Below are 23,008 nucleotides of genomic sequence, written 5' to 3'. Positions count from 1 at the left end.
TCACGAGACGAGGTTCGCCATGAAGCGCATCACCGCAGTCATCAAACCGTTCAAACTCGACGAAGTGCGCGAGGCGCTCGCTGAAGTCGGCCTTACCGGGCTGACGGTGACCGAGGTCAAAGGCTTTGGCCGCCAGAAAGGCCATACCGAGCTCTATCGTGGTGCAGAGTGCGTGGTCGACTTTCTGCCGAAGGTGAAGATCGAGGTGGTGGTCGCGGACAATCAGTGTGACCAGGTGATCGACGCGATCATCGGCGCGGCGCGCACTGGCAAGATCGGCGATGGCAAGATTTTCGTCGCGGACGTGGAGCGCGTAATCCGCATCCGTACCGGTGAGGAAAACGAAGCGGCTGTTTGAGTGCACCGCGGCGGTGCGCTCAGACAGTAACGAAACCACCCGCTCCAATAAAAAACGGTGCGATACCCTTGCGGACATCGCACCGATACGCGCCTCTCGCAGCAGCGTGAAAAAGATTCTCTTGGAGAACTCCTGACTACGCCCCGAAGGAAGTCCCCTTGGGGGGCGCCCCGAAGGAAGTCCTTCGGGGCAAACACCGTTTGATTAGAACGAGTGTTGAATACCTGCGTACACGCCGGTCTGGCTATGACCCGGCAGCGGGTTGTCCGTCGCGGTCGACGTACCAGCGTTGTTGGCATTCAGGCCGTAGTTAGCCGTCTTGCTGTTTTGCGTGGTGGCAACCTGGATGTCCAGCAGCGTGCGCTTGGACAGGTTGTACGAACCGCCGATCGTGTAGATCGTCGCATTGCCCGCGCCGTTGTTGCCGTTCACGTGGTACACCGCAGCGATCAGCGCCGCAGCCGGCGTTGCTTGCCACGTCACGCCGCCCCATTCATGATCGAGCGTGGTCGGCTGACCCGGCAGAACGTTCGTCGCACTCGCCGAGCGGATAGCCTGGTAAGCCGCCTGAATCTTGAACTGGCCGAGGAACACGTTCACGAGAGCCGAGTATTCGCGCGATGCCGCGAACACGCCGCTGCCGATGTTGCCCGGATTGACCGTGCTTGCGCTCGCACCGTACAGATTACCGTTAGCCGGGTTGCGGATTTCGTCGTACAAGCCGCGAATCTGGAAGAGCGAGGTCGTGTAGGTAACCTGTGCGCCGGCTTCACGACCTTGAGGCGTGGTGCCGTTGCCGTTCCAGCTCGTTGCGTTCGACAGCGCGTATTGGCCGTAGAAGTCAAAGCCTGCGATCTTCGGCGACTGGTACGCGAAGTTGTTGCTCGATTGCGGCCAGTTGCGGCCACGCACCAGCGATGCCGACGACCAGCTCGATTGACCGAACGGGTCGAAGTCCCACACGCCGTTCGAGATGTAGAGCATGCGGCCCATCGTGAACGTACCGTACTGGTCGTTCGCCACGCCGACAGTTGCCCAGCGATTGAAGAGACCGCCGCCGCCAGGGCCTGCACCCGTCATGGTGTTGAAGGAGCCTTCCAACTGGAACAGGACCTTGTTGCCGCCACCGATGTCCTCAACGCCCTTCATACCCCACAGGCTGGTACCCCAGTCGCCGCTTTCCGCGCGCCAACGGTTCGTGCTGCCCGTTGCCTGGCCGTTTGCACCCACGCCTTGCGGAACGCCCGTCATGTATTCCAGGCCAGCGTCAAGGCGGCCGTACAGCGTCACGCTGCTTTGGGCATGCGCAACAACACCGGCTGACATCAGCGCAGCGGCGAGCAAAGCTTTCTTCATCTTCTCCTCCATACCCTGTCAAAAAGTGAAACCCAGTACTGCGAATGGTGTTCGGCCGCGATTAGCGCCGAACAGAAAGCGGTACCAGGGAGATTGGCGGGTGGACTGGGTCTCCTGCCTTGACGTGTAGCCTTGTGGGGGCTATCTGCTCGTCATGCCGATCCCTCGCCGACCGGTTCTCCTCTGTGCTTTGAAGTGAAACTACTTTTAATGAACTTTGTTTTGCTACTTTGGTTACTAATTTATCAAAAATACCCCTGACTGGGAGAAGAAATTAGTACCTGCCTGGACCAATGTCTCCAAATTGCAATACGAATGTGTCCAAGGGCCCGTCACCATGCCTTCAAAAAACGCGGAAACCCTTCTGCGACAAGGGAATCACGGTTTGGCGCGAGCAACGTTAAGGATTGCCACTATTGACGCTTCAAATGCGGCGGAGTAGGGCGAAAAGGCGGGGATAAGGGCGGCGGGACGTACTGCGAGGCGTGTTTTTCGCGGCCGGAATGACCGGAATGCACAGGTGAGCGAAACAAAAAAGGCGCTCGTAAGCGCCTTGTAATGCTACTTCGACTACAGCCCTTCGAACAGGCTGTGCGATTGCCTATTATTTGAGACTGCCTGAGAGGAACTGCTTGAGGCGTTCGCTCTTCGTATTCTTGAAGACTTCGTCCGGATGGCCTTCTTCTTCCACCCGGCCCTGATGCAGAAACATCACGTGGTTCGACACGTTGCGTGCGAAACCCATTTCGTGGGTGACGACGATCATCGTGCGGCCCTCTTCGGCGAGCTTCTGCATGACCTTGAGCACTTCGCCGACCAGTTCGGGGTCGAGCGCGGAGGTCGGTTCGTCGAACAGCATCACGTCCGGATGCATGGCGAGCGCGCGCGCGATCGCCACGCGCTGCTGCTGGCCGCCCGACAGATGCGACGGATACTGTTTCTCGAGACGCGGCGCGAGGCCGACCTTTTCCAGATATTGACGCGCGCGTTCCTCGGCCTCTTTGCGCTTCAGGCCCAGCACATTGACCGGCGCCTCGATGATGTTCTCGAGCACGTTCATGTGCGACCACAGATTGAAGTGCTGAAACACCATCGACAGCTTGGTGCGCACGCGCTGCAACTGCTTCGGGTCGGACACGCGCAATGCGCCGTTCTTGCCGGTCTGCGTGCGGACCTCTTCGCCGTCGACGAAAATGCGCCCGGCGTTCGGCTGCTCGAGAAAGTTGATGCAGCGAAGCATCGTGCTCTTGCCCGAACCGGACGAGCCGATCACGCTGATCACGTCGCCCGCGTTGGCCTTGAGCGACACGCCTTTGAGGACTTCGTTGTCGCCGTATTGTTTGTGAAGCTCGTCGACGAAGAGCTTTTGCTTCTTGGTGTTCATCAGGAGGGCTCACTTGCTGGGGGCGCGGCGGCCCCCGGGGTTACTTGCCTTGGGGCCGCAGGTAAGCGAGCCAGCGACGCTCGGCGCGGCGGAACAGCCACACGAGCGCGAAGGAAATGCACAGATAGAGCAGCGCGGCGATACCGAAAGCGTTGAACGACTGATAGGTCGCGGAGTTCACGTCGCGCGCGATCTTGAGGATGTCCGGCACGGTCGCGGTAAAGGCGACGGTGGTGGCGTGCAGCATCAGGATCACTTCGTTGCTGTAGTAGGGCAGCGCGCGGCGCAATGCCGACGGCAGAATCACGCGCCGGTACAGCGTGAACGACGACATGCCATACGCGCGCGCCGCTTCGATCTCGCCGTACGGCGTGGCCTTGATCGCGCCGGCGAAGATTTCCGTGGTGTACGCGCAGGTGTTCAGCGTGAAGGCGAGCAGCGTGCAATGCATGCCGTCGCGGAAGAACGCGTTGGTCAGCTCATGGTTGCGGATGATTTCGAGGCTGTACAGGCCCGTGTAGCAGAGCAGCAATTGCACATACAGCGGCGTGCCGCGAAACACATAGGTATACAGCCACACGAGACCGGCAAGCCACTTCTTCTTCGACACGCGGGCAACGGCGAGCGGAATCGACAGGCAGAAGCCGAACCCGATCGACACCACCAGCAGCCACAGCGTGATCACGACGCCGGTGAAGCGGTAGCCGTCGCTATAAAGATAGTTGCGCCAGTATTCCTGAATGATCTCGATCATAGATCCGCCTTTCGCACGCCGGTCGAGTAACGCTTTTCGAGGTACATCAGCACGAAGTTGGACACTGTGGTGATGACGAGATAGATCGCCCCTGCGAACAGGGTGAAGAAGAAGAACCGCAGCGTGCCCTTGCCCGCACCGTGCGAGGCCTTGACGACATCCGCGAGGCCGATGATCGACACCAGCGCGGTCGCCTTGACCATCACCTGCCAGTTATTGCCGATGCCGGGCAGCGCGAAGCGCATCATCTGCGGGAACATGATGCGCGAGAACACCTGCCAGCCGGTCATGCCGTAGGCCGCGCCCGCTTCGAGCTGGCCGCGCGGCACCGCGAGAAACGCGCCGCGGAAGGTCTCGGTGAAGTACGCGCCGTAAATGAAGCCGAGCACCGCGACGCCGGCCACGAACGGGTCGATGTCGATCTGGTCCCAGCCGAGCATGTCGGTCAGGTTGTTCAGCCAGATCTGGATGCTATAGAACAGCAGCAGCATCAGCACCAGATCGGGCACGCCGCGCACAAGCGTCGTGTAGACGGTGCCGGCACCGTAGGAGAAACGGTTCTTCGACAGTTTCGCCGCCGCGCCGAGCAGGCCCAGCACGAAAGCGAACGCCAACGACAATACCGCCAGTTTGACGGTTTGCCAGGTGCCGTTGAGAAGCAGCGGGCCGTAGCCTTGAAGGAACATAGGGGGTCCTTGACGATGTGCTCGTGACACACCGCGAAAGACGCGGCGCAGAGCGCACCGCTGTGCAAATCATGACTGCATGGCCGTTGCCGGTCTTGCAGCGCGCTTTTCGACTCTTGTTGAAACTGCTTTTAAAGCTACTGCGGACTGTATTACGAAGCCTCGCGAAAGCCCATGCGGGCTCGCCCCGAGACTCGCGGGGGCTGCCGTCCTGCGTCCCCCGTCAGGCGCCTGGGCTGCGCGTCCAGGCTCACTGTCCAGCTCATTGTCCAGCTTACTGTCCAGGATAAATATCGAAATCGAAGTACTGCTTTTCGAGCTTCCTGAACGTACCGTCCTGGTGAACCTGTGCCAGCGCGCGGTTGAACATCGCTTTCAACTCGACGTCTTCCTTGCGCAATCCGATGGCCGTGCCTTCGCCAATCGTCTTCGGGTCTTTCACTTCCGGACCTGCCCAGGCGAAGCCTTTGCCGCGCGGCGTCTTCAGAAAGCCGGCGTCGGCTTGCACTTCGTCCTGCAACGCGGCGTCAAGGCGCCCCGAAGCGAGGTCCGCGTACACCTGATCCTGATTCTGGTAGGGCACCACGATCACGCCCTTGGGCTCCCACCACACCTTCGCGTAGGCTTCCTGCGTCGAGCCTTGCTCGACGCCGACGCGCTTGCCCTTCAGCGATTCAGCCGTGGGCAGGAGCGGCGAGCCGGCCTTGGCGATCATCCGCGCGGGGGCGTCGAACAGTTTGGCGGAGAAGTCGATCTGCTCGCGGCGCTTGTCGGTGATGGTCAGCGACGACACGATCGCGTCGTACTTCTTGCCCTTCAGCGCCGGAATGATGCCGTCGAGGTCCTGTTCGACCCACACGCACTTCACGTTCATCCTCGCGCACAAGGCGCGGGTCAGATCGGCGTCGAAGCCGACGATCTGGCCATCCGGCGCCTTCGATTCGAACGGCGGGTAGCTGGCGTCCACCCCAATCCGTACGGTTTTCCACTCTTTCGCCAGCGCGCCGGTGGCCATGACTGCAAGGGCCACGCACAGTGCGAACTTCTTCATGTTTCTCCTGGGTCAAACTGATCGTCGTGGTGATCCGATCTCGGCGACCGCCGGCTCGTGGCCGGCCGTCGCTATTCTAGGCGGTCAAAATTGTCGCGCAGCGCGGGGTGCCTGCTTCGCTCAGGATCGCGCGGATTTGACGCAGCGACGGAGCCGGGCGCGGGCCGCAAGCCCGCGGTTATTCCATCGCGGCGCGCCTGAAGCGCCCACGTGTCTTGAAAAGGGCGGTATTTTACCCGAACAGGGACGGGGCGCCAGTCTGGCGCGCCGGCGGCGGCCAACTGACGGCTGCCGGCGTTGTGCGTGCGCGACGTTGTGATGTTCTCCTCCCGACGCTGCACCGGCGCCCGATTGCGTGGATTGCTGAAACGATCCGGTGCGCTCAACGCGATTGTGTCCCGCCTGCCGTGCCCATACATTCGAGGCATCGCTAATTGCTCACCGGGAGTGCTTCCATGATCGAGATTCGCCGTTCCGAAGAACGCGGCCACGCCAACCACGGCTGGCTCGACTCGTATCACAGCTTTTCGTTTGCCGACTATCGCGATCCGCAGCACGTGCATTTCGGGCCGCTGCGGGTCATCAACGAAGACCGTATCGCCGGCGGCCAGGGTTTTGGCACGCACGGACATCGCGACATGGAAATCGTCACGTACGTGCTCGAAGGCGCGCTGGCTCACCGCGACAGCATGGGCAACGGCTCGACCATCCGTCCCGGCGACGTGCAGCGCATGAGCGCCGGCACCGGCGTGCAGCACAGCGAGTTCAACGCGTCGCAGGTCGAGCCGGCGCACCTTCTACAGATCTGGGTGATTCCGAAACGCGCGGGCGATCAGCCCGGCTACGAGGAAAAACGCTTCGACGACGCCGACAAGCGCGGCCGCCTGCGCGTGGCCGCTTCGCCCGACGGCCGCGACGGCTCGGTGACGATTCATGCGGATGCGTCGATTTACGCGGCGCTGCTCGACGGCGCGGAAGCGGCCACATTCGCCCTGCCCAAGGGGCGGCTCGCCTATGTGCACGTTGCGCGAGGCGCGCTGACGGTGAACGGAGAGTCGCTTGGCGCGGGCGACGCACTCAAGCTCAGCGATATCGATACGGTGACGCTGGAGAAGGGCAAGAACGCCGAGGTGCTGCTATTCGACCTAGGGCCTCTGAATGGCTAGGCGTCGAGCCATAACGGCGTGGTTGCGCGCTCGTCGGCCAAGTCGTTGAAAACGCAACGAGCCGTCGCAACGTGCCCCGCGTAACCCGCACGCCGCGCGGCCAAACAAAAACGCCACGGAGTTCATCCGTGGCGTTTTCGCATTCAGCCGGCCACCCAGGCAGGCCGCCGCCCGGGCCGGCTGCCTGGCTGCCTCCCGGCACCGGACCGCTTACTGGTTCGCTGCCGGCGCCGACGCTGCATCTTTATGATGCTCCCAGCGCTCGCTCATCTTCTCGTGACGCGACTCCATCTTCGCAAAGCGCTGCTTCAGCGCCGTACTGACGGTAGTTTTCTGCTGGTCGTTCAAGCCGTTATAGAACTTGAGCCAGGCGTCCGAGGTTTGCTGACGCAGCTGCGCGTCTTTCTGCTCGATCTGCTGGTGGGCGGCGGCCATGGCGTTCAGATCCAGAATCGGCTGCTGCTGGGCGGCCTTGAACTGGTTCTTCATCTGCTCATGATTGGCGCGCATCGCCTCGTGGTTCTGCTTCATGGTGTCGAGCGCGGCTTGCCACTGCTTTTCCTGATCCGCGTTCAGCTTCAGCTGGTCGTGCAGCTGCGTGAGTTCCTTCATGAAGTGGCCGTGCCAGCCGCCGGGGCCGCCGTGTTCGGCGGGCTGCGCGGCATAGGCGGCACCCGCACCGATGGCTAGGGCGGTGGCGGCAACGGCGAGAAAGCGCGACATCTTTTTGGTAGACATGTGAGACTCCCTGTAATGGAATAGCCGACGATGCAACCGAGAAAGGGGACGGCCTGCATTCGGTAAGACACAGCGTAGAGAACTGCGTCCGGCGCTGTGTTACGTGGCTCGATGCCGCTATTACGGGACATTACGCACGCCTTTCACCGTAACACCCGGTAACCCTTGAGGGCCGTCTGAAATCGAAATCCCCTCCTGCTGCGCGTTAAACTTCATCTCATGGCTACTCAAATACTTGTCGTCGACGACGACGTCGAATTGCGCGATCTGCTGCGCGACTATCTGGCCCGTCAGGGCATCGAAGTCTCGGTGCTGCACGACGCGGGCTCGCTCGAGCGCAGGCTCGAACGCGAGCGCCCGGACCTGATCGTGCTCGACCTGATGATGCCCGGTGTCGACGGGCTCACCGCGCTGCGCAAGCTGCGCGCATCGGGCGACGACATCCCGGTGATCATGCTCACGGCGCGTGCGGACGACGTGGACCGCATCGTCGGGCTGGAGCTCGGCGCGGACGACTACCTCGGCAAGCCCTTCAATCCGCGCGAGCTGCTGGCGCGCGTGCAGGCGGTGCTGCGGCGGCGCCGCACGCTGCCTTCGGCGGCGGCGCCGGAGCAGCGCGAGCCGTTCAACTTCGGCCGCTTCACGCTGGATTTCCAGTCGCGCACGCTGCATCTGGAAGACAAGCCGCTCACGCTGTCGGGCAGCGAATTCGCGTTGCTGAAGATTTTCGTCAATCACCCCATGCGCACGCTCACGCGCGAGCGCCTGCTCGAACTGCTGCACGGTCCGGAATATGACGGCACCGACCGCGGCATCGACGTGCAGGTGTGGCGTCTGCGGCGCATTCTCGAAACCGACCCGTCCACGCCGCGCTTCATTCAGACGGTGCGCGGCCGTGGCTACGTGTTCGTGCCGGACGGCGAACAACATGCGTCGGCCCATTGATTCGCTGTTCGGGCGGCTGGCGCTGCTAGTCGTCGCGGTGCTGCTGCTGTCGCATTTCGCGTGGTACTCGCTCATGCGCCTCGAGCGCACCCAGCAGCAAACGCGATACGCGGTCGAGGAGGCCACCTTCCTCGTCGACGCGGTGCGCCAGCACGTCGCCCGTACACCGGATCTACCCCTGCCGTCGCGCGTCAAGCTAGTCGATCCGGCGAGCCCGGACGTGCCGCCGGAAAATGCGAAGCTGCCGGCAGGGCTCGAACGTTTCATCGAAGACGTGCGCGATCGCATGCCGGCCGGCACCCAGGTGCGTGTCGGCGTGCCGGGCCGTCCGCCCACGCTGTGGGTGCGCACCACGGCCGATCCCAACTGGATCGTCGTGCCGGTGCAGCCGCTGCGCATGCCGCGCTCGCTGGACCGCACGGTGCTGTGGCTCGCCATTATTTTCTCGTTCGCGGTCATGGCGGCGCTGTTCGCCGCGTGGGCGCTGCAGCAGCCGTTGCGCTCGCTGGCCCAGGCGGTGGCGCGTTTTGGGCGCGGGCTGCCGGTGCCGCCGGTGCCGGAGCGCGGCCCGCGCGAGCTGCGGCAGTTGACGCACGGTTTCAATCAGATGGTCCAGGAAGTGGCACGTACGGAGAACGACCGCGCGGTGATGCTGGCGGGCGTCGCGCACGATCTGAAGACGCCGCTCGCGCGTTTGCGGCTGCGCGCCGAAATGATGGACGAAGTGAAGATGCGTGACGGCGTGGTGCGCGACGTCGATTCCATGACGCACATCGTCGAGCAGTTCCTGGTCTTCGCGCACGACGGCGCCGACCGCAGCGAGCCGGTCGAAGTGGATGCGCAGTGCGAGCGGATCGTGCGCAGCTATCGTGCGGTGGCCGCCGGCGCTCCCACCGTGCAGACCGAACTCAACGCAGGGCCGGCGTTCCTGTTGCCTGCCGCCACGCTCGACCGGATTCTCTCGAACCTGATCGACAACGCGCATGCTTATGGCGCGCCGCCAATTGTCGTTGCCACGGCGCGTACGGTGCAAGGCTTCACACTGTCGGTGAGCGACAACGGTGGCGGTATCGCGGCCCAGGACCTCATCAATGCCAGCCGGCCCTTCGTGCGGCTCGATCCGGCGCGCGGCGGCAATGGACATAGCGGGCTGGGGCTCGCGATCGTCGAGCGTCTGGTGCGGCGGGCGGGCGGGGAGTGGGAAATCGGCAACGACGGCGGCCGTGGCTTGCGCGGCTTGATGAGCTTTCCGCTTGAGGCCTTGTCGCGGGTTGCGGCAACGTCGGAAAGCGCATGGTAGAAGTGGAGCGCGGTGCGGGATTGCGTGACCCGCGCCGCGTTTGCGATCCGCAGCAGCGCTCAGGAGGCGCGGGCGGGAGCGGGCGAGCTACTCCGCGAACAACGTATTCAGCGCATTCGCCGCTTCGCCATCCACCGTACTCCACGTCACGGTTTCCGCTTCGAAGATGTAGTGCGTGGTGTATTTGCCGAGGCGCGCCAGGATTTCCTCCTGAATCAGTTCGGGCGCGACCTCCAGTTTCAGATACCACGCGGTAGACGACAGGCGCGTCTGAAACGCGCCGTATTCAGCCAGCAGATGGTCGAACGCGTCAGCATCCTGATCGCGGCACACAATGACCAGATTTCCCTTCATGCGAATCTCCCGTTAAAGCGGTAAGCGGCAACCTCGATGTCAGGGTTGATCATACCTGCTTCATTACGGGACGCCCGAGCGCGGGTTTTGCGTTACATCACTTCGGGTGCGGATGCTGGTGCGGGCCGCGCGCGACCTTACCAGACGTTGGCGACCGTGCGGGCGGGCGGGGCGGTGTCGTCGGGCGGCAGCGCCTCGGTGCGGTCGCGGCCGCCCGATTTCGCCGCGTAGAGCGCCATGTCGGCGCGGCTCATGATCCGCTCAGGCAGATCGTCGGGCGAGAGCTCGGTAATGCCGATGCTCACGCTCAAGCCCACCGACGCCGGCAGCTTGGCCGACGGCATCGCCTTCAGCCGCAGCCGCAGGCGTTCGACTACTTCATGGCCGCCGGCCAGATCCGTGGCCGGCAGCAGCAGGCCAAACTCTTCGCCGCCGAGGCGGCCGATCGCATCGGCGCCGCGCAGCTCGGCGCGGCAGGTGTCGACGAAATGCTCGAGCGCCCGGTCGCCGGCGGCGTGGCCGAAGCGGTCGTTGATCTGCTTGAAATGATCCAGGTCGGCGATCGCCATGCACAGCGGTTCGTTGCTCGTGTGCGCCCGTTCGATCTCATGGCGCAGCAGATCGAGGAAGTAGCGTCGCGACACCGCGCCGGTCAGCGCGTCGTGACGCGCTTCGGCTGAAAGCAGCGTGTTAGCCGACTGCAATTGTTCGGCGAGGTCGCGCGTGGCCCGATGGTGGCGCCGCTCGCGCACATACGACACGGTAATGACCCACGCCAGCGCGACCGTGCCGGCCAGCGTCAGGAACACCAGCAAATGATCGCGCTTGTGATTGCGCAGCAGTTCGGGCCATGCCGCGAGCGGATCGACCAGGTGCGCCGACAGCCCCGAGTTCAGACCGCCGCGCGACTGGTAGAGCGACGGCACCGGCTGCTCGGTCATTCCGAACAGCTGTCCGGCCACGGCTTCCGGCACCCACGGCGCCTGTTTGCGCACGTTGGCGTCGACGCGAATCTGGATCTCGGGGAATGCCTCGCGGTGATAGACGAGCATGCGATCGGTGCGTGTCATTTGCGTGACGCGCGAGTCCGGCAGCGCGTGGCCTTCGAGCGCGCTGTTGTGCGCCATGATGACGACGCCGCTTTCGTCGGCGACGAACGTGCCGGCGTGCGCGACCCAGTGGCGCAACCGCGCGAGCCCGACCTTGGCGACGACTACGCCGACCAGCAGGCCGTCCTGGTAGGACGGCGCCGCGATGAAGATGCCTGGCTCGCCACTCGAACGGCCCACGCCGTAGGCTTCCGAGAACGCACCGAGCAGGGCGTTCGTCAGGTAGCCGCGCGTGCGCATGTCGGTGCCCACGAATGAGCGCTCGGCCGCGAGCGGGTTGTTGATGGAATTGCTGGAGGCGACGCAGATGCCGTTGGCGTTGACGAGCCAGATCTGGTCGAGCCCGGAGAAACCCTGCGCGTCGTGCAGGAAGTTGCTCACGGCGGTCATCCGCGCATCTTTTAGCAAGGCGGCGCGCATGGCGGGTTCCGCCGCTGCGTCGTTCGCGGCATAATTCTGGGATTGCACCAACGCGCGCTGGACCACGTCCATCTCGGCCATGGTCGCAGGGATGGCCCGGGACATGGCAAGGTCACTGGCAATCACCTCCGCCATGTTGTCGACGATCGAAGTGGACATTTGCCGCTGCGAGCGTAGGGCCGCGTCCAGCTCTTGCTGTACCATCCGGTCCGCGACCATGCCGGCCACGAACCAGCAAACCAGTACGATCAGCAAAAAGCCGACCGGCCCGGTTACCTGGCGCAACGTTGTCCTGTTCATCGACCCTCTGATCCGTCTGGCTGTGACATGCAACTAGCTCATTCTTGGCAGCGCGCTGGCGCTGTATCGCCCCTGTTGAAGCGGCTGGCGATTCGCCGCCGCTGTGGCCCGGGATGAACCGCTCTCTGGCGTCGTCTTCTGATTTTAACCGTCATGGGGCCAGACGCCACTCTTATTGCAGGAATGCGAAGCGCGTCCACCGCGTCCATCAGGTTATTAACGGCAACCCGGCCGGTTTCTTAATGGATGTATGGGGTTGCCAGGTGATGCCGGGGTGAACGATAGAGCTGCCGCGATCGCCGAAAATGTGGCCGGTGCGCCACGCACGCTGTGTCACCCGCGCGGTGCATGGCGCGAGGACGGTAGCCTGACGTTTGCCGCTATTTACCGGGAAAGGTTGTGCCTGAAACATAGGATGGTGTAGTGTCGTGCCGTCCAAAACAAGGAAAGCTCGCCAGCCTACGGGCGGCGCCTGCGGTGACGAGGAAGTCCGGCTTGATGGTTGCGGTCCTGGACGGCTCGTCCAGGGACACGTCCGTTACCGCTTCATGCGTCTCCAACGCTAACGATTTACCGCGCACACGCGTTTTTGCCATGCCTGATTTCCGCTTTCCGGACCGATCTTCAGACCGCCGCGCCGAAGCCACGGCCTCCTTCTTGTCACGTTCGAACGCCTGTTTCAATGGGGAGGGCATCTGATGGATTTCAGCTTTGACCTGAAGCGCACCGCCAATGCATCGGCATGGCGGGTGCTGCCCAACCGCTGGGACTTCGTTGCGTTTCCACTGATTATCTGCGTGATCGCGATGGCGGCGATCGGGTTCCACGAAACCCTCGCGCCGATGTCGACGCTCAAGACCCAGGCCATCTCGCTCGACCCGTCGAACCTGCCTGAATATGCGATGCGCACCACGCTGCGCATGCTGGCGGCGATGGTCGCCTCGCTGACCTTCACGCTGGTGTACGGCACGCTGGCAGCCAAGAGCCGCCGCGCCGGCCTCGTGCTGGTGCCGATTCTCGACATCCTGCAGTCGGTGCCGGTGCTCGGCTACATTTCGTTTACGGTCACGTTCTTCCTCGCGCTGTTTCCGGGCCGCGTGCTCGGCGCCGAGCTGGCGGCGATCTTCGCGATCTTCACGAGCCAGGCGTGGAACATGACGTTCAGCTTCTATCAGTCGCTGCGCACGGTGCCGCGCGATCTGGACGAAGTCTCGCGCGGCTTTCACCTGACTTCATGGCAGCGCTTCTGGAAACTGGAAGTGCCGTTCTCGATGCCGGGCCTCATCTGGAACATGATGATGTCGATGTCGGGCGGCTGGTTCTTCGTGGTGGCCTCCGAGGCGATCACGGTCGGCAACAATACGATCACCCTGCCGGGGATCGGCGCCTTCCTGGCGCAGGCGATCTCGGACAAGAATCTGCACGCGATTGGCTGGGTGATTCTTGCGATGACCGTGGTGATTCTGGCCTACGACCAGTTCCTGTTCCGTCCGCTCGTCGCGTGGGCCGACAAATTCCGCATGGAAAACACCAGTTCCGGCGATGCGCCGGAATCGTGGCTGCTCGATCTGATTCGCCGCACCCGCCTGATTCACCGCCTGCTGGTGCCGGCCGGCTGGATGCTCGCCAAGGCCGCGCGCGTGCCGTTGCGGCTGCCGGCTTTCCAGGGCCCGCGCTTCCAGATTCCGCAAATGCAGAAGAGCTCGCGCGTCGGCGACTTTATCTGGGCGACGCTCGTGCTGATCAGCACGGTCTATGTCGTGTACCGCGTCGTCATCTACGTGCGCACCGGCGTCACGCTCGACGAAGTCGGCCACGTGTTCGTGCTCGGCCTCATCACGCTGCTGCGCGTGGTGTTGCTGATCGCCATCGCATCGGTCATCTGGGTGCCGCTCGGCGTGCTGATCGGCTTGCGTCCGGCGCTTGCCGAGAAGATTCAGCCGCTCGCGCAGTTTCTCGCCGCGTTCCCGGCCAATCTGCTGTTCCCGGTATTCGTGATCGTCATCGTGCGCTTTCATTTGAACCCGGATATCTGGCTGTCACCGCTGATCGTGCTCGGCACCCAGTGGTATATCCTGTTCAACGTGATTGCCGGCGCGACCTCGTATCCGAACGACTATCGCGAAGCGAGCAAGAATTTCCACATCAAAGGCTGGCAATGGTGGCGTCAGGCGATGCTGCCGGGCATTTTTCCGTACTACGTGACGGGCGCGATTACCGCTTCGGGCGGCGCATGGAACGCGAGTATCGTGGCTGAATTCGTGCAGTGGGGCGACACGAAAGTCGCCGCGCATGGTCTTGGCGCCTATATCGCGCAGACCACCGCCGCGGGCGACTATCCGAAGATTATTCTGGGCATCGCGGTGATGTCCCTGTTCGTGACCCTGTTCAACCGTCTGCTATGGCGCCCGATGTACGCCTACGCCGAGTCCAAGCTCCGGCTCGATTGAAATTTGAAGGCCTAACGCGATGCAAAATCCTAAAGCTGCTATGACCGCCGCGCCAATTCAGACGCCGCCGATGCCGCCGCGCCTTGGCGAAGAAATCCTGCGCGTCAAGGACGTGTGCCGTGGATTCAACAAGACACAGGGCGAACTGCTCGTACTCGACGACGCAAATCTGTCGTTGCGCGAAGGCGAGATCGTCGGTTTGCTGGGCCGTTCGGGCTCGGGCAAGTCGACGCTGCTGCGTATCATCGCCGGTCTGATCGAACCGACCGGGGGCGAAGTCACGTATCTGGGCAAGCCGCTCGACGGCCCCGCCAAGGGTGTCGCGATGGTGTTCCAGACCTTCGCGCTGTTCCCCTGGCTGACCGTTCTGCAGAATGTGGAAGCGGGTCTCGAAGCGCAAGGCGTGGGCGCCCGGGAGCGGCGCGAACGGGCGCTCGCCGCAATCGACCTGATCGGTCTGGACGGTTTCGAAAACGCCTATCCGCGCGAGTTGTCGGGCGGCATGCGCCAGCGCGTCGGCTTCGCGCGCGCGCTGGTGGTCGACCCCACGCTGCTGCTGATGGACGAGCCGTTCTCCGCGCTCGACGTGCTGACCGCCGAAACGCTGCGTACCGACCTGCTGGATCTGTGGACGCAAGGCCGCATGCCGATCAAGTCGGTGCTGATCGTCACGCACAACATCGAGGAAGCGGTGTTCATGTGCGACCGGATTCTGGTGCTGTCGTCGAATCCGGGCCGGGTGATCGCCGAAATCAAGGTGCCGTTCAAGCATCCGCGCAATCGTCTCGACCCGGCGTTCCGCAAACTGGTGGACGATATCTACGCGAAGATGACCGCGCGCCAGACCGACGAAAAGACCAAGAAGGGGCTGGAGCTGCACAGCTGGCTGCCACACGTGTCGACCAACCTGATGGCCGGTCTGATCGAAACGCTGGCCGCCGCGCCGTACCACGGCCGCGCCGACATGCCGGAAATCGCCCGCTCGCTGCATCTGGAGGTGGACGATCTGTTCCCGGTCGCCGAAGTGCTGCAACACCTCGGTTTCGCCGACGTGCGCGAAGGCGACATTTTCCTGACGCCGCCGGCGCGCGTGTTCTCCGAGTTCGGCACTCAGGAACGGAAGATGATGTTCGCCGAGCACCTGTTGCGGCACGTGCCGCTCGCCGCGCGAATCAAGAAGGTGCTCAACGAGCGCCCTGGCCATCGCGCGCCGCGCGTGCGCTTCGAGCAGGAGCTTGAAGACTTCCTGTCGGACAGCGCCGCGGAAGAGACGCTCGACGCGGTCATCAACTGGGGCCGTTATGGGGAGATTTTCTCGTACAACGACCAGACCGAAATTTTCAGTCTGGAAGACGTGGAGTCTTAAGCGCTCCGTCGTTGTTTAAGAGGCTTGAAGAGAAAACGGCAGGGGAGACTCTGCCGTTTTTCTTTTACCCGTTCATTGCAGATTGCCCCAGCGCTCCACCGCCGGCTCGGCCGACGCCCATTTCCAGCCTTTGTCCTGGCGGCACGCGCTGGCCGTGTACCAGTCCTCATGCGCATTCGGGCCGTCGCCGTCTTGCACGGAGAAGACGAAGTCCTTGCATAGCGCGAGCGCCGAGCTGAAGGCGCGCGTCACGCGCACCTGGCCGTGGCCGTTCTCGACGGGCAGCGTGTGCTTGACCGCCCAGGGGCGCGTCTCGCCGACCGGCATGGCGCCCGCCAGGGCCGCAATGAGGTCCTGCTGATCGGTGTGCATGATGCGCATATAGCGGCCGACGGCTTCGTCCGTTGCCGCCTGCACGGCAATGCCGATGCCGATGCCGACCGCGGGATTGGACGTCACCAGACCGGAGGCGACCCCGGCGGCCGCGCCGGTCGCCGCGCCGATCGACGAGCAGCCGCTCGTCACCATGCTCGCGCCGACACAGAGCGCGCCGGCCAGCATGAGCCGCAGCCGGTTGCCGGGTAGCGAGGCGAGGAACGGATGAAGGCGGTGGCGGGGACGACGCGGCGCGTGCGCCGTGGCAGTCAAACCCGCAAGCGAACGCGCCGTCATTGCAACGCACCCCAACGTTCGGTAGCCGGTTCGGCCGATGCCCATTTCCAGTTGTCGCCGTCACGGCAAATCGACGCGACATAAAACGCGCTGCTTGCCGGCACGTTCTTGGTGGCGGACTGATCGACGGAGAAGACGATTTCCTTGCAGTCGAGCGCGCCCGCGCTGATCGTGCGGCTCACGGTAACGCGGCCATGTTCGTCGTCTTCGATCGGCACGGAGTGGGTCACGCTCCACGGCGCGACTGCGCCGACGTCCAGAGGTCCGGCAATCTTGGCGATGCCGTCCTGGGTATTTTTGTGGACCACGCGCTCCGAGTACTGCACACCGGCGCGCGCGGCGGCCACTGCACCGAGACCGATACCCGTGGCGACGGCCGCATTGCTGGTGACTTTCGCCGCGAGCGCGGCGCCCGCGATACCGGCGCCGGCGGTAGCGCCTTCCGAGTAGAGCGAGCTGCAGCCGCTCATTGCCGAGGAGATCGCCACGGCTGCAGCAATGAGCGCTATTGCGTGGGGACGTCTACGCCGGCCCGTGTGTTTTACCCGTTCGGCCCACACCCTGTGTTTCTGCATTTCCCTGTCTCTGCTCCTGCAAGTGCTTTTCGTTCGCGGCCGGCAATGAAGTTGTGAACGAGTGGCACGCGTTTCATTGCAGCAATACGTGCTGCCGCATTTTGCAGGATGCTATTTGTAATTGGCAGGGGAAAAGTGCAAGAAATTGCAAAACTTAATGCGAGGCAAAACGGTTTCTGCTGGACGCATGCCAGTTTTGCCTGGTGGTGCGAAGGAATTGAGCTGGGGACTACTGGTCGGATTCTTCGTCCGTGCTTTCGTTGCTATACGTGCTCAAGCGGTTGTAGAGCGTTTTGAGACTTACGCCGAGCGCTTTCGCGGCGCGCCGTTTGTCGCCGCCGCAATATTTGAGCGTGCCGAGAATGATCTGCTTTTGCGCGTCGGCGAGCGGCGTGCCGATCCACACGCTCATCGCATCGCCCTGCGTCATGGGTTTTTTCACGCGCGACGCGAGATGCGGATGCGGCAGCTCCACGGTTTTCTCCGCGAGAATGAACGCGCGATACACGGCGTTTTTCAACTCGCGCACATTGCCCGGCCACGACCAGGTGCGCAAGGTGTCGATCGACCGTTTGCTGAAACTCTTGTTCGCGCCTTCCTGCTGATTCAGTTGTGCGAGGAAATATTGCGCGAGCAGTTCGCGATCATTCTCGCGCTCGCGCAGCGGCGGCGCGCGCAGTGGGAAAACCGCGAGCCGGTACATGAGGTCCTCACGCAGGCCGTTTTCCTTGACGGCTGCCGCCGGGTCGCGATTGGTGGCGGCGATCACGCGCACGTCGCCGCTGATCAGTTCGTTGCCGCCAACCCGGTAGAAGGTCCCGGTTTCGAGCGCGCGCAGCAGCTTGACCTGGCGCACCGGCGCCATTTCGGTGATCTCGTCGAGAAACAGCGTGCCGCCGTTCGCATGTTCGAAATAGCCGATGCGGCCCTGGACGGCACCCGTGAAACTGCCTTTTTCGTGGCCGAACAGCTCGGCCTCGATAAGCTCGTCAGGGATCGCGCCGCAGTTGACGGCGACGAACGGTGCGTCCTTGCGGCTGCTCTGATCGTGAATCGTGCGGGCGATCAGTTCCTTGCCGGTGCCGGACTCGCCGATGATCAGCGCGGTCGCGTCGGTGCTAGCGACCCGTTCGATCTGCTCGTACAGATCCAGCATCACCGGCGACGAGCCGTACAGGAGCCCGTACGACTGCAGTCCGGCGATGCTGTCCGCGCCACGCTGCTTCGCCGGTGCCGAGGCATCGCTGCCGGCGCAGGCGCTGGGCGAATCAAGATCGATAGACGCCATGAACGAGGGTCCTGTGCAAATGAGTTCGTTGTCGCGGCGCGCAGGCCTGGGAGCGAAACAGAGCGACCCGCCGATATCTTACAAAAGATGATTTAACCACTTCGGCGCGCTTTCCGGCAATCGAAGCAACACAACCGGTCGAAACTGCTTGCGGCTGTGCGCGGATCTTACGCAAATGGCGAATTTACCGGGCACGGCACTTGCGGCTTTCATCCACTATACATCGACGGATGGCTGCGACCATGGCGGACGAAAAGCATCGTCGCGCCAAAGTGTATTCCAGCAGGGAAGGATCCGTTTCACGCGTGCTTCATGAGCGCATCATGAGAGCATCTTGATGAACAGGAGGTCACGATGGCACGACCCAAAATTGGCATATTCGGCGCGTTGGTGGCGCTCGGTGGCTATATGGCGTTCCGCTATGTGCAGCGCGGCCGTTCCGCTCAGGCTTCGGCGGCGCGTGAATTGAGCCGCTGGGAAGACGAGGGTGGAGCGGTCGCGCCGGCGTCCGCGGCATCGTCGGTCAATGAGATGGTGGCGGTGCGCACGGTCCCCGCAGCACCCGGCGCCAACGGTGCCGCTCATCCGGACGGCAACGGCGGTGCGTGGCCGTTTCCGCGCGGTTGAACGGGTTTGCCCGCCACGCACCGCTGGCGACGTTCAGGCGGGTAGTGCCGCGGCACCTCGAAAAGTTATCCAAATAACACCGTATAATAGGTAAATAGACAACAATGAGCGGTTATTTTGCGCGGTTTTCTCGTTCATTGTTGCAGTAACGTATCAAGTCGCCGAACCGGTGCTTTGCGTAAGTTGGTGGGTACTCACGTCAGAGGGTGCCGTGCCACGTGACGAAGCGCCGGCCCGTCGGTCTGTTGTTCCGCATGCGCGTTAGCATGCCTTCCGACTCCCACGCTTGCAGGCTATCGAGACGCAATGCCACATGTACTGATTGTCGATGACGATGCCGGTACCCGCGAGGCGCTTTCCGCCATCATCGCGGAAGACGGCCTGACTACCGCCACTGCGGGCGATCTGCGCGAGGCGCGCATTCAACTGGTCCGGCAGATGCCGGACGTCGTGTTCACAGATCTGAAGCTGCCCGACGGCAGCGGGGTCGATCTGTTCGAAGATCTGGATCCGCGCTCCGGCGTGGAAGTGATCGTGATTACCGGCCACGCTACGGTGGAGTCGGCGGTCAACGCGCTGAAAATGGGCGCCACTGACTATCTGGTGAAGCCGATCAACATGCAGCGCGTGAAGGCGATCCTGTCACGCCTGCCGCGCGCCGGCGACCTGAAGGCGGAAATCGGCACGTTGCGCGGCGAGTTGCGCCGCATGGGCCGCTTCGGCCTGATGCTCGGCAATTCGCCGGCCATGCAGGAGGTGTACGACCAGATCGGCCGCGTCGCGCCGACGGCAGCCTCGGTCATGCTGGTGGGCGAGTCGGGCACGGGCAAGGAAGTCGCCGCGCAGACGCTGCACCAACTCAGCCTGCGCCGCAAGCATGCGTTCCTTGCGGTGAACTGCGGCGCGATTTCGCCGAACCTGATCGAGTCGGAAATGTTCGGCCACGAACGCGGCGCGTTCACGGGCGCGGACCGTCAGCACAAGGGCTATTTCGAGCGCGCGAACGGCGGCACGCTGTTCCTCGACGAAATCACCGAGATGCCGATCGAGTTGCAGGTCAAGCTGCTGCGTGTGCTGGAAACCGGCATGTTCATGCGGGTCGGCACGACCAAGGAAGTCGAAACCGACGTGCGCCTGATTGCGGCCACGAACCGTGATCCGGAGCAGGCGGTGCTGGAGGGCAAGCTGCGGCTCGACCTGTACCACCGCCTGAACGTGTTCCCCATCAGCCTGCCGCCGTTGCGCGACCGGGGCAAAGACGTGGAACTGCTCGCGCAGGCTTTCCTCGACGAACTCAATGAGCGCCACAGCACGAAGAAGCATTTCCCTGCCGCCGTGAAGGAGATGCTGATGTCGTACCCGTGGCCGGGCAATGTCCGCGAGCTGAAAAACTACGTGCAGCGCGCGCACATCATGTCGGGTGCGGATTCGGATAGCACCGCGGCGGTGCCGTTGCAGATTACGCTGTCGAAGCCCGCGGCCGGCACGGCGATCACCATTGCATTCGGGACTTCGCTCGCCGAGGCGGACCGTCAGCTGATCCTTGCAACGCTCGAGCAGTGTGGCGGCGTCAAGACGCGGGCCGCCGAGATTCTCGGCATCAGCCTGAAGACGCTCTATAACCGTCTGGTCGAGTACGGCAACGACACACGCGAGGACGGCGACGCCGCCGACGAATCGCGCGCGCTGGGCGGCGCGGGCGCTTAGGCTGTCCACGCGCCGGCCGCGCCGTGCGGCCGGTGGGGCAACGCTTACGGCACAGGCCTTGCGGCGAACCCATGGAACGCCAATGAGGATATCTGCCATGCCGCAATACGCTGCTGGTCCCGCGCTTCCTCCTTCGAAGCACGCACATCGTCCGGAGCCGGTCGAACCACCATCACCGCCCCCGATGCCCCCGCCGGACCCGGACGATCCCGACACCATACCCAGCCCGAGTCCGCCTCCGATCGATCCCGACGAACCCGCTGCGCCGCCGATTGGCGATCCGCCGCCGGAACCGACACAAACGCCACAAGCCCGCCGGCGGCGGCTGTCGCGATCACAACGATGCGGCTCCGCGAGGCCGGGCGTCCGCCGCGCGACCCGGTGCGACGATTTTATGTACTTGTTACAAACCCGGCGCATCTTTTACCGGCAAATTGCCGCGGTGACCCCTAGACTGTATTGATGCCGCCGGCACCCGAACGGGACCAGGCGGCGGGCTTGCCCAGGAGGCGTGGATCATGAGACATCCAGCACTGCGACGTTCAGCGCGCCATTCGAAGCGCGATTCCCGGCCGGGCGGCGGCAAGGACGCACCGCCGGTCTCGGAGGATCACGATCCGGCCGCGCAGAACCGGGTCGCGCCCGGTGCGCCGCCGGACGGCGAGCACAACCAGGGTGGTGTGCGTCAGGAAGGCCTCGACTATCAACGCGATCTCGGCTCTGAACAGGATGCCTGAAAGGATGCCTGAGAGGGCGCGTGAGCCGACTTGACGGCCCGCGAGAGAGCTTCCGGTTTCGTCGTATCAAGCGGGAAAAAATTTCTTCGTGACGAAACGGCGTTGCGTGTTTCTACTCGCCTGTCACATTTGCATACATTTTTATTTCCAACATCTCAAAAAACGGCACGTGAATTGCATGCACTCATTTGGCGCATGACGATATGCAACGAAACAACTGAACCAGGTGGAGCATCAATGAGCAGACTGATCGTGGTATCGAATCGTGTCGCGCCGATCCAGGAAGGCCGCCCCGCAGCGGGTGGCCTCGCGGTGGGCGTGCTGGATGCGTTGAAAGAAACCGGCGGGGTCTGGTTTGGCTGGAATGGCGAGACGGTGACCGAGCCGAGCGCGCCGGTCATTGAAAAACAGGGCAACGTGACCTACGCGACGGTTGGCCTCACCAAGCGCGACTACGACCAGTACTATCGCGGCTTTTCCAACGCGACGCTGTGGCCGACCTTCCACTACCGTAACGACCTGTCGCGCTACGACCGCCAGGAGTACGCCGGCTATCAGCGCGTCAACGCGACGCTTGCGGGGCAGCTCAAGGTGCTGCTCAAGCCCGACGACATCATCTGGGTGCACGACTATCACCTGCTGCCGTTCGCGCGTTGCCTGCGCGAGCTGGGCGTGAAGAATCCGATCGGCTTTTTCCTGCATATTCCGTTTCCGGTGCCGGAAGTCCTGAGGACGATTCCGCCGCACGATGAGCTGGTCAAGGCCATGTGCAGCTATGACGTGATCGGTTTCCAGACCGAAGCGGATCGCCAGTCGTTTGTCGACTTTATCGAGCGCGGCCATCATGGCACCTCGAGCGAGGACGGCATGATGCATGCGTATAACCGCTTCCTGAAAGTGGGCGCATATCCGATCGGGATCTATCCCGACGCGATTGCCAGCGCCGCCGAGCAGTTCACCGACCGCAAGCCGGTGCGCAGCCTGCGCGACGGCATGCGCGGGCGCAAGCTGATCATGAGCGTCGATCGCCTCGACTATTCGAAGGGGCTGGTGGAGCGCTTCCAGGCGTTCGAGCGGCTGCTGCTGAATGCACCGGGTTGGCACGGGCGCGTGTCGCTGGTGCAGATCGCGCCGCCGACGCGCGCGGATGTGCAGACCTATCAGCGGATTCGTCAGACGCTGGAGGGGGAAGCCGGCCGCATCAACGGCCGCTTCGCGCAACTCGACTGGACGCCGATCCAGTACCTGAACCGCAAGTACGAGCGCAATCTGCTGATGGCGCTGTTCCGCCAGTCGCAGGTCGGCTATGTGACGCCGCTGCGCGACGGCATGAATCTGGTTGCGAAGGAGTACGTCGCATCTCAGGATCCGGCCGATCCGGGCGTGCTGGTGCTGTCGCAATTCGCCGGCGCGGCCGAGCAGCTGCCGGGCGCGCTGGTCGTCAATCCGTTCGACCTGTCGCAGATGGCCGAAGCGCTCGAACGCGCACTGTCGATGCCGCTCGCCGAGCGTCAGGCGCGGCATGCGGACATGATGGCGCCGATGCGCGAGAACAATCTGTCAGTCTGGCGCGATACCTTCCTCGCCGATCTGCGCAATGTCGCAACCGCATCCTCGGTGACGGCCAAAGCGGTAAAGCTCGCTGACGTGACCGCATCGTCGTAG

Annotated in this window: 21 protein-coding genes; 10 read left to right on the top strand and 11 right to left on the bottom strand. The window is 63.3% G+C overall.

Going from position 1 to position 23,008, the window contains the following annotated elements; translation table 11 throughout:
- The first annotated feature begins 19 nt into the window (after positions 1-19).
- Positions 20-358, top strand: coding sequence for a P-II family nitrogen regulator (locus A6V37_RS37960; RefSeq protein WP_064286924.1), 339 nt, complete (start codon positions 20-22; stop codon positions 356-358).
- A gap of 204 nt (positions 359-562) precedes the next feature.
- On the opposite strand, the gene A6V37_RS37955 is transcribed toward A6V37_RS37960, so the two are convergent.
- The 5 genes from A6V37_RS37955 to A6V37_RS37935 all read right to left on the bottom strand — a co-directional run bounded on the left by A6V37_RS37955 (position 563) and on the right by A6V37_RS37935 (position 5,589).
- Complete coding sequence (locus A6V37_RS37955; protein ID WP_064286923.1) at positions 563-1,714, bottom strand: porin; 1,152 nt, start codon at positions 1,712-1,714, stop codon at positions 563-565.
- A gap of 604 nt (positions 1,715-2,318) precedes the next feature.
- Entirely contained in the window at positions 2,319-3,098 is a 780-nt protein-coding gene (locus A6V37_RS37950; protein ID WP_064272298.1) for an ABC transporter ATP-binding protein, read from the bottom strand.
- A 40-nt stretch (positions 3,099-3,138) separates the two neighbouring features.
- On the bottom strand, positions 3,139-3,852 hold the full coding sequence (locus A6V37_RS37945) for an ABC transporter permease (protein ID WP_064272297.1): 714 nt from the start codon (positions 3,850-3,852) through the stop codon (positions 3,139-3,141).
- Complete coding sequence (locus A6V37_RS37940) at positions 3,849-4,538, bottom strand: ABC transporter permease (protein ID WP_064286922.1); 690 nt, start codon at positions 4,536-4,538, stop codon at positions 3,849-3,851. The genes A6V37_RS37945 and A6V37_RS37940 overlap by 4 nt, the downstream gene beginning before the upstream one ends.
- Positions 4,539-4,812: 274 nt before the next feature.
- Positions 4,813-5,589, bottom strand: coding sequence for an ABC transporter substrate-binding protein (locus tag A6V37_RS37935; protein ID WP_064272295.1), 777 nt, complete (start codon positions 5,587-5,589; stop codon positions 4,813-4,815).
- Between the two features lie 455 nt (positions 5,590-6,044).
- On the opposite strand from A6V37_RS37935, the gene A6V37_RS37930 reads away from it, so the two are divergent.
- Positions 6,045-6,755: a pirin family protein gene (locus A6V37_RS37930; RefSeq protein ID WP_064286921.1), complete on the top strand. Its 711-nt coding sequence runs from the start codon at positions 6,045-6,047 to the stop codon at positions 6,753-6,755.
- Between the two features lie 210 nt (positions 6,756-6,965).
- Here A6V37_RS37930 and A6V37_RS37925 read toward each other — a convergent pair whose 3' ends face one another.
- Positions 6,966-7,493 (bottom strand): Spy/CpxP family protein refolding chaperone, encoded by a 528-nt coding sequence (locus A6V37_RS37925; protein ID WP_064272293.1) that lies wholly within the window; start codon positions 7,491-7,493, stop codon positions 6,966-6,968.
- Positions 7,494-7,712: 219 nt separating this feature from the next.
- Between A6V37_RS37925 and A6V37_RS37920 the strand changes: the two genes are divergently transcribed.
- Positions 7,713-8,438: a response regulator gene (locus tag A6V37_RS37920; protein ID WP_007175815.1), complete on the top strand. Its 726-nt coding sequence runs from the start codon at positions 7,713-7,715 to the stop codon at positions 8,436-8,438.
- Positions 8,422-9,738, top strand: coding sequence for an ATP-binding protein (locus A6V37_RS37915; protein WP_064286920.1), 1,317 nt, complete (start codon positions 8,422-8,424; stop codon positions 9,736-9,738). Before A6V37_RS37920 ends, A6V37_RS37915 begins: the two co-directional genes overlap by 17 nt.
- Positions 9,739-9,825: 87 nt before the next feature.
- On the opposite strand, the gene A6V37_RS37910 is transcribed toward A6V37_RS37915, so the two are convergent.
- Complete coding sequence (locus A6V37_RS37910) at positions 9,826-10,092, bottom strand: hypothetical protein (protein ID WP_064272291.1); 267 nt, start codon at positions 10,090-10,092, stop codon at positions 9,826-9,828.
- 137 nt (positions 10,093-10,229) lie between these two features.
- Positions 10,230-11,921, bottom strand: coding sequence for a sensor domain-containing diguanylate cyclase (locus A6V37_RS37905; protein ID WP_064286919.1), 1,692 nt, complete (start codon positions 11,919-11,921; stop codon positions 10,230-10,232).
- A gap of 698 nt (positions 11,922-12,619) precedes the next feature.
- Here A6V37_RS37905 and A6V37_RS37900 point away from each other — a divergent pair.
- Together A6V37_RS37900 and A6V37_RS37895 are read left to right on the top strand one after the other, a co-directional pair.
- Complete coding sequence (locus A6V37_RS37900) at positions 12,620-14,371, top strand: ABC transporter permease (protein ID WP_064272288.1); 1,752 nt, start codon at positions 12,620-12,622, stop codon at positions 14,369-14,371.
- A gap of 19 nt (positions 14,372-14,390) precedes the next feature.
- A complete protein-coding gene (locus A6V37_RS37895; RefSeq protein ID WP_064272286.1) occupies positions 14,391-15,737 on the top strand; it encodes an ABC transporter ATP-binding protein in 1,347 nt (448 codons plus the stop codon).
- Positions 15,738-15,809: 72 nt separating this feature from the next.
- Here A6V37_RS37895 and A6V37_RS37890 read toward each other — a convergent pair whose 3' ends face one another.
- From A6V37_RS37890 to A6V37_RS37880, 3 genes are all read right to left on the bottom strand, one after another.
- Positions 15,810-16,409: a hypothetical protein gene (locus A6V37_RS37890; RefSeq protein WP_244174078.1), complete on the bottom strand. Its 600-nt coding sequence runs from the start codon at positions 16,407-16,409 to the stop codon at positions 15,810-15,812.
- Entirely contained in the window at positions 16,406-16,984 is a 579-nt protein-coding gene (locus tag A6V37_RS37885) for a hypothetical protein (protein WP_064272284.1), read from the bottom strand. The genes A6V37_RS37890 and A6V37_RS37885 overlap by 4 nt, the downstream gene beginning before the upstream one ends.
- 229 nt (positions 16,985-17,213) lie before the next feature.
- Positions 17,214-18,272: a sigma-54 interaction domain-containing protein gene (locus tag A6V37_RS37880; RefSeq protein ID WP_064272283.1), complete on the bottom strand. Its 1,059-nt coding sequence runs from the start codon at positions 18,270-18,272 to the stop codon at positions 17,214-17,216.
- 354 nt (positions 18,273-18,626) lie between these two features.
- Between A6V37_RS37880 and A6V37_RS37875 the strand changes: the two genes are divergently transcribed.
- The 4 genes from A6V37_RS37875 to otsA all read left to right on the top strand — a co-directional run bounded on the left by A6V37_RS37875 (position 18,627) and on the right by otsA (position 23,008).
- On the top strand, positions 18,627-18,899 hold the full coding sequence (locus A6V37_RS37875; RefSeq protein WP_064272281.1) for a hypothetical protein: 273 nt from the start codon (positions 18,627-18,629) through the stop codon (positions 18,897-18,899).
- A gap of 306 nt (positions 18,900-19,205) precedes the next feature.
- Positions 19,206-20,606: a sigma-54-dependent transcriptional regulator gene (locus A6V37_RS37870; protein WP_064272279.1), complete on the top strand. Its 1,401-nt coding sequence runs from the start codon at positions 19,206-19,208 to the stop codon at positions 20,604-20,606.
- Positions 20,607-21,124: 518 nt separating this feature from the next.
- Positions 21,125-21,343, top strand: a complete 219-nt coding sequence (locus A6V37_RS37865) for a hypothetical protein (protein ID WP_064272277.1) — start codon at positions 21,125-21,127, stop codon at positions 21,341-21,343.
- Positions 21,344-21,580: 237 nt separating this feature from the next.
- Entirely contained in the window at positions 21,581-23,008 is a 1,428-nt protein-coding gene (gene otsA, locus A6V37_RS37860) for an alpha,alpha-trehalose-phosphate synthase (UDP-forming) (RefSeq protein WP_064272275.1), read from the top strand.

The sequence above is a fragment of the Paraburkholderia ginsengiterrae genome (genome assembly GCF_001645125.1).
Lineage (GTDB): Bacteria > Pseudomonadota > Gammaproteobacteria > Burkholderiales > Burkholderiaceae > Paraburkholderia > Paraburkholderia ginsengiterrae.
This window is presented reverse-complemented; position numbering and strand designations above follow the sequence as displayed.